Source organism: Chitinophaga nivalis (assembly GCF_025989125.1).
In the GTDB taxonomy this organism is placed as follows: domain Bacteria; phylum Bacteroidota; class Bacteroidia; order Chitinophagales; family Chitinophagaceae; genus Chitinophaga; species Chitinophaga nivalis.
Map to the genome: position 1 here is coordinate 5,803,077 of NZ_JAPDNR010000001.1, position 12,298 is coordinate 5,815,374.

The 12,298-nt window shown below is 46.3% G+C and carries 1 protein-coding gene (running past both ends of the window); it reads right to left on the minus strand.

The whole window is internal to a non-ribosomal peptide synthase/polyketide synthase gene (locus OL444_RS21985) on the minus strand: the coding sequence, 105,360 nt in all, runs 71,275 nt past the left edge and 21,787 nt past the right edge, and what appears here is coding positions 21,788–34,085, spanning codon 7,263 (partial) through codon 11,362 (partial); reading right to left, the first codon wholly in view occupies positions 12,294–12,296. The start codon and the stop codon both lie outside this window.

Below are 12,298 nucleotides of genomic sequence, written 5' to 3' on the forward strand. Positions count from 1 at the left end.
CGGCTAATATCAATATTGGCAGACAGCTCTTCCCGGCCATGCCCTTCCAGCAACACATGATGCCGATCCAGGCCTGTCACCTGTGACAAGGCAACTCCCAGGGCACTTAATAAAAGATCATTGATCTGTGTATTATAAACATGGCTGGTATGATGCAGCAACAGGTCTGTATGATAGCGATCCAGGGACAGCGACCTGCCAGTGGCCTGTGGAACAGACAACGCCCGTAAAGCGGCATTACCTGTTGCGATGCCTGCCATTACCTGTTGCCAGTAGGTGTATTCCGATACCTGATAGGTGGGTAATGTGGTGTAGGATGCCAGTAAATTAACCCATTGGCGATAACTACTGCCTTTATCGCCCAAGATGGTAGTACCGGAGATAGCTGACAGCGCAACGCTATCTGTAATACCCGATAAATACTGGTAAATCTTTTCCAGATCCTCCGTGATAATGCGCCAGCTGACAGCATCTATCAACAGGTGATGCACGGCGAAAAATATTCGCGCCTGACCGTCTTCATACCCTTCTACATAACTGATCTGCCATAATTTATCACCATAAATATCAAATCCACTTTGCCATTGCGTCAGCAAGGAGGACAATTCCTCCTTATTATCCAGGCTATGCACGTCCAGGTAGTGAAGATCAGCTACTGTTACTGCTTCCCCGTAATATTGTATTCCTTCCCGGTTATAGCGCAAACGCAACGTATCGTGCCGGTCCAGGAGCTTCATAACCGCATGCTCCAGTAACACTTTATTCAACACCGGTACCTTGATCACAAACGACTGATTCCAATGGTGATATTCCGGTAACCACCCTTCCTGCACCTGTGCAAAGAATAAAGCCTGAACAGGCAACAGGCCTACTACCCCTGTCAGTACACCCTGTTCTGTATGCAGTTGTACTTCCTGCTGGATAGCCACGGCTACGACGTTGGTATATAATGCTGCAATGGTCCGGTAACGGAAAACATCCTTTATACTAACGTGTATACCTAAACGTTGCCGTAAGCGGCTTACCAACTGAATACTGATAATACTATCACCACCCAAACGGAAGAAATCATCATGAATACCGATTTTACCACTATGCATCCCCAACACCTGGCCGAATATTTCACACATCAATGCTTCTGTTGTATTCTCAGGGGCCTGGTAGTTATCTGTATCCGTCAACACAGGATCAGGGAGTGCCTGACGATCCAGCTTACCATTGATGGTCAGTGGCAATACATCCAGCTGTACCAATGCTGCCGGTAGCATATATTCCGGCAGATAATCACCCAAATAATTCAATATTACTTCCTCATTCAATACCTCATTTGCTACATAGTATCCCACGAGGTATTTACCCTGACCAGCTGCCGTGTCTTTTGCCAAAACAACTGTTTGGTGAATACCCGGGAATGATGCCAGGCAGCTTTCTATCTCCCCTGTTTCTATACGATATCCCCTTATCTTCACCTGGAAGTCATTACGGCCGATATATTCAATGTTACCATCCGGTAAATACCTTACCAAATCTCCTGTTCTATAGAGGCGATCATTATCATGCACCTGTTTTTGTGCTTCCTTCCGGAAAGGATTTGCTATAAAACGTTCGCCAGTGAGTGCCGGCTGATTTAAATAACCTCTTGCCACGCCGGCGCCACCGATATATAATTCACCGATAGCTCCCAATGGTACCGGGTTACGGTAACGATCCAGTATATAAACAAGGGTATTCGCCACCGGACGACCAATACTATTTGTATGCATTCCCACATTTACCAGGGAGGTAACGGTCGTTTCTGTAGGACCGTATTCGTTGATCAATGCATAGCGGTCACTTTTCAAACGTTCTGCCAATGATGCTTTCAAATGCTCCCCTCCGGAGATCAGTCTTTTCAGCGATCGTACCTCATCAAAAGCATATTGTTCGAGGAAAGAAGGGGTGCTATGAATATGCGTCACCTGCTGTTCATTCAATACGGCATAGAATGTTGCAGCATCTTCCCACGCCATTTTTTTAACCAGCAACAACTTATAACCATACAGCAACGCCAGTAACAGCTGTTCTACGGATGCATCAAATACATAGCTGGCGAGTTGTAGTATCACTTCTTCCCCACCCATGTTATATTTTCCATGCAGATCAGCTATAAAGTTTGTTACATTACGATGCTCCACCATTACCCCTTTCGGCTTACCGGTAGTACCACTGGTATAAATAATGTAGGCCAGGTCTGATATCTTACCATTATCAGGTTTATTATAAACAGGATAATGATGTAATGGAAAATCTTCCCGGTCTATGTACGCAATATTTATGTTTGTAGTGGCAGCAATCGTTGACAATGTGGTGGCATGTATGCCATTCGTCAACATCACTTTGGTACGCGTATCTGTCAGCAGATAGGTAATACGCGACGCGGGATATGCAGGATCTATCGGCACATAAGCCCCTCCAGCCTTTAACACAGCCAGTATGGCGATCAGCATATATTCGGAGCGGTCAAGACATAATCCTACCAATTCATCCGGTTGAATGGCATACGTTTCCTCCAGGTACCTTGCCAATTGATTTGCTTTTTCATTCAGCGCAGCATAGGTCAATACCTTATCTTCATATACAACGGCTATCCGATCCGGCGTAGCAGCCGCCTGTGCTTCAAATAACTGATGTACTGTTTTATCAGCAGGCAATGCACTTCCTGTTTCATTCCATGTATGAATGATTTGCTCGTATGCAGCAGTATTGAGGTGAGCAAGTGTACTTACTGTAACATCCGGGTTATCGGTCAGCTGGGTGATGATTAACATCATACCATCCAATAATTGCGTAATGATTTCCTCACTGAATAATTCACCCGCATATTTCAACTCCAGAAAAACGCCCGCTCCTTGTTCTCCGGCCATAATACTCAAAGGATAATCCAGCTTCTCTACACTTCCATGGAAGTGTATACCCAGATTATCTTCTCCTTCTTCTGCAGCAACAGGTACCGGGTAATTTTCATAAACAAACAGGGTATTAAACAGCCGGTCCCCCCCCTGCTGTAATTTCCCGAGGCTGATGTTACTATGGCTGTTTACGTCATTAATACGGGACTGTAAACCTTTGATGGCTGCAATGATGCTCACATCTTCATGTTCCAGTATAACAGGTAAGGTATTAATGTATAAACCTACTGATTGTTCAATATTATCTATCGGCAGATTACGGCCGGAGACCGTCATTCCCACAACAGTCGTATTACTGTTACCGTATAAGCTCAATTGTTTGTGCCAGCTATATTGCAATACCGCATTCAGGGTAAAACCATAGGTAGTACACAAGGATTTCAGGACCTCATACTGTGCTCCGGTTATTTGCAGATATTGCTTTTGCTGCTGCAGAATACGCCTGTGATCGGATAAGTTGATGTGTTTTTTTTCCGGTCGCAACAAACTGCTTAAGTCTTCGCGGTCTGTTATTTTGTCCACTGTAGATTGCCAGTGCGCGATATTCTCTTCCCGATGCGATTGCAGGTAAGCCTGTGTCTGCGCATAACTATTATCTTCCTGTATGCTTATCTGTTTTCCTTTACGCAGCTGTAAATAAATCGTATGCACTTCGTTTAGCAGCACCGGCATGCTCCATCCATCCAGTATCACGTGATGGTTGCTAAAAATAAAAGTATAACTGGCGGCAGCACGTTTTACAACGTATAACCGTAGCAGATGGCCTGCTGCGAGATCAAATAATTCAGACCGGTCTGCGGCAAACAGGTATTTCATATAGGCGGCCTGTTCTCCTTCCGGTCTCTCACTGATATCTGAATAACGCCAGTCCAGCTGAGCGGTTTTGTCAATCACCTGCACCAGTGCGTCGTCCCATCTGAAACGCAGTCGTAAGGCAGGATGGCGTTGTTGTGCATATTTCCAGGCCTGCTGTAATAACGACACCTCCAATGGATGGTTATAATCCCATGAAATCTGTACCCGGTAAGCATCATCTACTTCTCCCTGACTCAAGGCATGGTAGATAAAGCCCTCCTGCAGACTATTCGCCAGGTACACAGCACTGATTTCTTTTTCCTCCTGTATAGCTGCCAGATAATCTGCAGCAATAATGTGACCGGCATCGCTCGCTGTTAAATAACTCCGCTCTATCCCGGAGAGAGAAACAACTACCTCTTCCAATATACGCTGATAACCTGTTGCCAAAGTGGTCATGGCATCCGCACTAAAGTGGCCTTCTATGCTAAATTGCAGCTGGCCATCGATTATCCACCCGCTAATGCTCATCAGGTGATGGCCGCTGTTATTGGCCCCCACTTGTACCCCACTGTATTCACTACTGATATACCAGCTATCTCTCCCTGCCTCTTCCTGTTTATCAAACTGACCCAGGTAGTTAAAAACAATACGTGGCAATGAAGACAGGTCATAGCCGAATAATGCGCCATAGCCAATCCCATTGGCTGGTATGCCACGCAACATTTCCTTGGCGGCTATAATATGCGCGCCATAATCGGTGCCTGTTGTCACTATTTCCACCGGATACATGGTGGTAAACCAACCAGTGGTACGGGTAATGTCAATAGCTTCAGACAACAGCTCACGGCCATGTCCTTCCAGCAGAATATGATGCCGTTCAAGTCCCGTTATCTGTGATAACGCTACCCCTAAAGCACTTAATAAAATATCATTGATCCTGGTATTGTAAACATGGTTTGTATGCCGCAACAACAAACTGGTCAGTTTCGTATTCAGCGACAAGGTCACCTGGCTTACTTCATGGACAGCCAACGCTTCCAGGGATACATTACTGGTTACAACACCAGCCTGTACATCCGACCAGTAACCATACTCTGTTGGCTGATACAATGGTAATGTATTATACCCTGCCACCAATGCTGACCATTGACGATAACTACTTCCCTTATTACCTAAAACACTGGACACATCAGCATCCCGCCATGCAGCGTTGCCGGTAATACCAGTTAAATAAGTGTATATTTTTTCCAGATCTTCACTGAGAATACGCCAGCTGACCGTATCTATCAACAAGTGATGCACGGCAAAAAATATCCGCGCACGGCCATCAGCATACCCCTCCAGGTAACCAATCTGCAACAATTTATCGCCGTATATATCAAAATCACTTTGCCATTGCGTCAATAATGCTGTCACCGCGTCTTCTCCTTCCAGCGAGCGGATATCCAGGTAACGAAGGTCCGCAGTGGCTACTTTCCCGCTATATTGTTGTACACCATTCCGGGTATAGCGTAGTCTTAATCCATCATGATAATTCAACAGCTTAACCACTGCATGTTCCAGCAGCTCCCGGTTGAGTACCGGTACATTGATGAGGAAAGACTGATTCCAATGATGGTAATCATTCAACACCCCTTCTTTCATCTGCGCAAAGAACCAGGACTGTATAGGTAATAATCCCACCTCTTCCGACAACACGCCCTGTTCTGTTTTCAACTGTACTTTTTCCTGATCAGCGCCCGCAATCACATGCGTATAGATGGCGGCAATAGTCCGGTAATGGAAGATGTCATCCAAACTAACGTGAATACCGGTACGCTGTCTTAAACGGCTCACCAGTTGAATACTGATGATACTGTCTCCTCCCAAATGGAAGAAATCATCATGAATACCAATCTTAGCGCCCTCCATGCCCAGCAACTCACCAAAGATTTCACACATCATCTCTTCTATGGCATTTCCCGGCGCCTGATAGCTCTCTGTATCTGTAAAGGCAGGATCCGGGAGTGCTCTCCGATCCAGCTTACCATTGAGTGTCAATGGCAATTTGTCCAGATGTATCAGCACCGCAGGCACCATATATTCCGGCATGGAAGCTCCCAGGTATTCCCGCAGGGCACTTTCATCCAGGGCTTCTTCCGCTACATAATACCCTACCAGGTATTTTCCTTCACCAGACAATGCATCCTTCGCTACTACCACTGCTTGTTTGATGTCCGCATATGTAGACAACCGGTATTCTATCTCTCCCAGTTCAATACGATAGCCTCGCAGTTTTACCTGGAAGTCGTTACGACCCATATATTCGATGTTCCTATCCGCGACATAACGCACCAGGTCACCGGTTTTATAAAGCCGGGCATTTACGCCGGCTTGTTCTTCCGCTGCAGTCCGGAATGGATTTACGATAAAACGTTCCTCCGTTAATGCAGGCAGGTTCAAATAACCCTGCGCCACGCCTGCTCCGCCGATGTACAATTCTCCTACTGCTCCTACCGGTACCGGGTGCAACTGGCTATCCAGTACATATACAGTCGTATTGGCAATGGGGCGGCCAATCGGAATAACGCCCGAAGTAATGGTTTCATAATCGTTACACAGGTAGGCGGTCGCGAAAGTGGTACTTTCTGTAGGTCCGTAACCATTCACCAATTTCACCCGGCCCTGGCGGTCCATCAACCGTTGCACGTGTGCATAAGACAACTGCTCTCCGCCTGCCACTATATATTTCAGTTGATCCAGGCAGGATAATTCTTCATCCACCAGTGTGTGAAATAAAGAGGTCGTGATAAAACAGATGGTGATACGATTATCCGTTATGACCCTTTCCAGCACATTCAAATCAAGGAATACATCTTTACGGGCTATTATCAGTGTAGCGCCATTCAGCAGAGCGCCGAAAATATCAAATACGGAGCCATCAAAAGCATAGTTAGCAATACCTAATACTTTATCGTCCGGCTCAAAAGAAACATAATCCACATTTTTCACCAGGCGGCTCACGCTATGCTGCGGCACCATTACACCTTTAGGCATACCCGTTGTTCCGCTCGTATACATGACATAAGCCAGGCTGTTGCCATTACCGGCAGCTGCGGGATCAGTAACCGCATAGGTAGCTATTGTTGCTTCAAATACGGTACTATCAATACAGGTAACGTGCGTTGTGGTGTAGGCCGTAATCCAGTTCAGCTTATCTTCATACACTTCATTGGTTAATACCACCTTGGTATTTGTATCAGCGAGAATATAACCAATCCGATCGTCCGGATAAGCTACATCCACCGGTACATAGGCTCCTCCTGCTTTCAACACCCCCAGTATCGCAATCAGCATATATGCTGATCTATCCAGATACAATGCTACCAGTTCATCCGGCTGAATGGCATAGGTTGTCCGCAGATAGGCTGCCAGTTGGTTGGCACGGGTATTCAGTTCACCATAAGTCAGCTGTACATCTTCATATATTACAGCAATTTTATCAGGCGTGGCTGCGGCGTAAGCTTCGAATATCCGGTGGAGCGTACTATCTGCCGGATAGGCTTTCGTAGTATCATTCCAGTTATAGACAATTTCACGGTGCTGTTCTTCAGACAGGTAAGATAATGCAGTAGTTGCTACGGCTGTATTATCCGTCAGTTGTTTGATGATCTGTGCGATCCCGGATAAAAGCTGTGCAGCCATTTTTTCACTGATCAGCTCACCGGCATACTTTAGTCCTACTTTAATACCAGCTCCCTGTTCAGCTGCCATCAGTCCCAGCGGATAATCCAGTTTGTCTTTATTGCTAAGGAACTGTAACGATAGTCCTGCTTCTTCATCTGAAGTTTCTGCAGGAATAGGATAGTTCTCATATACAAAAAGGCTGTTAAATAAACGGTCGCTACCCAGTTGTAGCCTACCCAGATTTACATCACTCCGGCTGTTTGCTTCATTAATAGCAGCCTGTAACACTTTAATAGCGGCGATCACGCTGGTATTTTCATGATGCAGGATAACAGGCAGGGTATTGATATAGAAGCCTACAGACTGTTCTATATCATCTATTGCCAGGTTACGTCCCGATACCGTCATCCCAACAACAGTAGTCGTACTGTTGCCATATAAGCTCAATTGTTTATGCCAGCAGTATTGCAACATTGCACTCAGTGTAAAACCATGAACTGTGCAAAGTGATTTAAGGGTTTCATATTGCTCTCCATTGATGGATATAAATTGCTCCCGGGGTTGTTGGATATACCGGTAAGCAGCAAGACTCACATGCCGTTGTTCCGGTTGCAGCAGGCTGCTTAAATCCTCCGGCTCTGCTAACTGGCCTACATAAGATTGCCAGTATGCCATATTATCTTCCCGGTGAGATTGCAGATATTGCTGTGTCAGCGTATAGCTTTTATCTTCCGTTATTACAACGGGTTGTCCTTTACGTAACTGTAAGTACACAGTATGTACGGCATTCAGTAACAACGGCATACTCCAACCATCCAGAATAGCATGATGGTTACTAAAAATACAGGTATAGCTATCCACCCCACGTTTTACCAGGTATAACCGCATCAGATTACCTGCAGCCAAATCAAATGCCTCCGTTCTGTCTGTCGCCGACAAGCGTTCCAGATAAACTTCCTGCAGGGATACGCCCTGATCGCTCACATCTGTATATCGCCAATCCAAATAACCTGTCTTATCAACAATCTGTATCAATGCTTCTTCCCATCCAAAACGTAATCTTAATGCAGGATAACGTTGTTGCACGTATACCCATGCCTGTTGCAGCAACGATACATCCAATACCTGATTATAGTTCCACGACAACTGCATCCGGTAAGCATCATCCAGCTCTCCCTGGCTCACGGCATGGTAAATAAATCCTTCCTGCAGACTGTTGGCGAGGTAAACGCCCGTAATTTCCTTTGTTACCTGTAGCCTGGACAGGTAGTTTTCAGATATAATATGGTCTATATCACTTATGGTTAAATAGCTACGGGTAGCACCAGACAGGAAACCAATGACGTCTTCCAGCGCACGCTGATAATTTGCCGCCAGTGCAGTCAGTGCAACATCCGTGAGATAACCATTGATAGTAAACCGTAATTGCCCATCTATTACCCCTCCATTGATGTTGATCAGATGGTGATCTTTATTTTCCAAACCAATTGATCCGCCGGCAGCATCGCTGCTGATATACCAATTATCGCGGCCCGCTACCTCCTGTTTATCAAACTGACCCAGGTAATTAAAGCTGATACGTGGCAGGAAGGAAAGCTTGTATCCATATAAGGCCCCATAGCCGATACCGTTAGCAGGTATACCCCGTAACATCTCCTTCGCGTTTTTGATATTCGCTTCATAGTCCTCTCTTCTCGTAACAATTTCTACAGGATACATACTGGTGAACCAACCAATGGTACGGGTAATATCAATCGCAGCAGATAATTCTTCCCGGCCGTGTCCTTCCAGCAATACATGATGCCGGTCGAGGCCTGTTAATTGCGACAGGGCTATACCCAGGGCACTCAATAAAATATCGTTAATCTGTGTATTATAAACATGGCTGACCTTACGTAGTAACAAACTGGTATCTTCCCGGTTCAACCATAACGACACGCTACCTGATTGCACAGCAGATAAGGCTACCAGTGCAGCATTACTGGCCGGTATGCCTCCCTGTATCTTTGACCAATACGTATATTCTGTTGCCTGACAAACTGGTAATGTATGATATGCAGATACCAACGAAGACCACTGCCGATAGCTGCTTTTTTTATCCCCTAAAACAGCAGTAGCAGCGATAGTTCCCAGGGCCGTCTTATCAACTACACCAGCCAGGTAATGGTAGATCTTCTCCAGGTCTTCCGTGAGAATACGCCAGCTGACAGTATCTATCAGCAGGTGATGTACGGCTATATAAATACGGGCACTGCCATCTGCATAACCTTCCAGGTAACCAAACTGCAACAGTTTACCCCCGTAAATATCAAAGTCTTGCTGCCACTGCGTCAGTAAGGCCGGTAATGCCGCTTCCTGTTCAAGTGTGCGGATATCCAGGCAGCGAAGATCAACCGCCGCGATGGCATCTCCATAATACTGCCCCCCTGCATCTGTATAGCGTAACCGCAAGGCATCATGATAGTTGATCAATTTCACCAATGCCTGTTCCAGCAATGTTTTATCCAGGGCAGGCACCTGGATCAGGAAAGCATGATTCCAATGATGAGGATTAGCCAGCACCCCTTCTGACACCTGGTCAAAAAACCATGACTGTACCGGTAATAAGCCTACCTCTCCTGATAATATGCCCTGTTCCGTTTCAATCTGTACCTGTTGTGCAGCAGATACCGCCATCACATTGGTGTAGAGTGCCGCAATGGTCCGATAACGGAAAATATCCTTCACACTTACGTGAATGCCTGTACGTTGTCTTAACCGGCTTACCAGCTGAATACTAATAATACTATCTCCTCCCAACCGGAAGAAGTCATCATGAATACCAATCTTGCCGCCGTCTATACCCAGGATCTGACCAAACACCTCACACATCATTAACTCTGTAGCGTTCTCCGGTGCCTGATAGTTATCATCATCTGTGAATTGCGGATCAGGCAGCGCACTACGATCCAGCTTACCATTGATCGTAAGCGGCAACATCGTTATATGCACCAATACAGCCGGCACCATATAGTCCGGCAGATAAGCCCCCAGGTAGCTTAACAGCGTCTCCTGTGGGAAAGGTTCATCGGCCACATAATACCCTACCAGGTATTTACTTTGCCCGGCAGCCGATTCTTTCGCCAGTACAACTGTTTGCCGAATGCCTTCATAAGATAACAACCGGCTTTCTATCTCTCCGGTTTCTATACGATAACCCCGAATCTTCAACTGGAAGTCGTTACGACCCAGGTATTCTATATTACCATCCGCCACATAGCGCACCAGGTCACCCGTCTTATATAATCGGGCATTCCGGTTATTTGCTTTCTCGGCAGCTGTCTGGAAAGGATTGGCAACAAATCGTTGTGCCGTCAGCGTAGCCTGGTTCAGGTAACCACGTGCTACACCCGCACCACCCAGATACAATTCTCCTACTGCACCTACCGGTACCGGTTTCCCGTAATGATCCAGCACATATGCAGTAGTATTGGCTATCGGACGACCAATCAGGTGCGTATCTCCATCTTGGATCTGCTTACCGGTGGCGTAAATACTCGCCTCCGTTGGTCCATAATAGTTATACAACCGCGTATAAGAAGACCAGTATTGGCCCGTTTCCTGATCACAGGGCTCTCCTGCGTAGATAATCGCCTGTAATGCCGGATAAGCTATCCGTGGCAATACCGCCAGCATAACAGGCGGCAGGTATACATAGGCGATACCGTTAGATAACAGGTAATCACTGATACCGGTAGCATCCCGGCGGATCGCTTCACTTAAGAGGTGTAATTCATTGCCATACAGCAATGCACTGAATATTTCGGATACAGATACATCAAATACATACGAAGTGTAGGCCGCAATCTTCGCCCCTTCGCTATCGCCATAGGCCGAACGGATGGCTTGTACCGTATTGACTACACCACCTTGTTCCACCATCACTCCCTTAGGCATCCCCGTAGTACCGCTGGTATAAATAACATAGGCCAGCTGGTTGGCAGTTGCACCGGCGTGTAAGTTCTCCGTAGCATAGCCAGCGAAGACGTCGCTATCTACACAGCAGGTGGCGATGGAAGTATCTGCCGTAAGAGACGCCAGTTTTTCAATATGCCGGCTGTTCGTCAATACAACTTTGGTATGCGTATCTGAAAGAATATAGTTGATACGGTCGTCGGGATAGGCGGTATCCACCGGTACATAAGCGCCACCGGCTTTTAATACACCCAGCATAGCAATCAGCATATGCACCGAACGATCCAGACAAAGCACCACCAGTTCATCCGGCTGAATGGTATAGGTTTGCTGCAGGTAAGCTGCCAATTGATTGGCTTTGGCATTCAGCTCTCCGTACGTCAGTTGCGTATGCTCATGCACTACGGCTATCCGATCCGGCGTTTGGGCTGCCTGTTCTTCAAATAGCTGTTGCAGCGACTTATCCGTCACATATGTGGCGGCCGTGTCATTCCAACCATGTATCACCACTTCATACCCTATGGCATCCAGATAACGAATGGCGCTGACTTTTGTACTGTGCTGATCTGCCGCTTTCAGGGAAGACAGCTGCGTCAGTATCTCTTTATAAGTTTGGATATAAGCATGAATGGTAGCTGGTTCAAAAAGACCAGTTGCATAGTTAAATATTCCCTGTACTTCTTCTCCGCTATCATCCAGCATGGTGGTCAGGTCATACTTGGCAATAGTTTGTATCTGATCACTGGTGTATTGTGTAAACAATTGATTATCCGACACCATCTCTGCACCAAAGTGCTGTACACTGAACAATACCTGGAAAACAGGATGACGGGAAGTATCCGGTTCCACTTGCAGCTCATCCACCAGCTTCTCAAATGGCAGATCCTGATGCAACTGTGCAGCTATCACCGAAGCGCCTACCTGCCGGATAA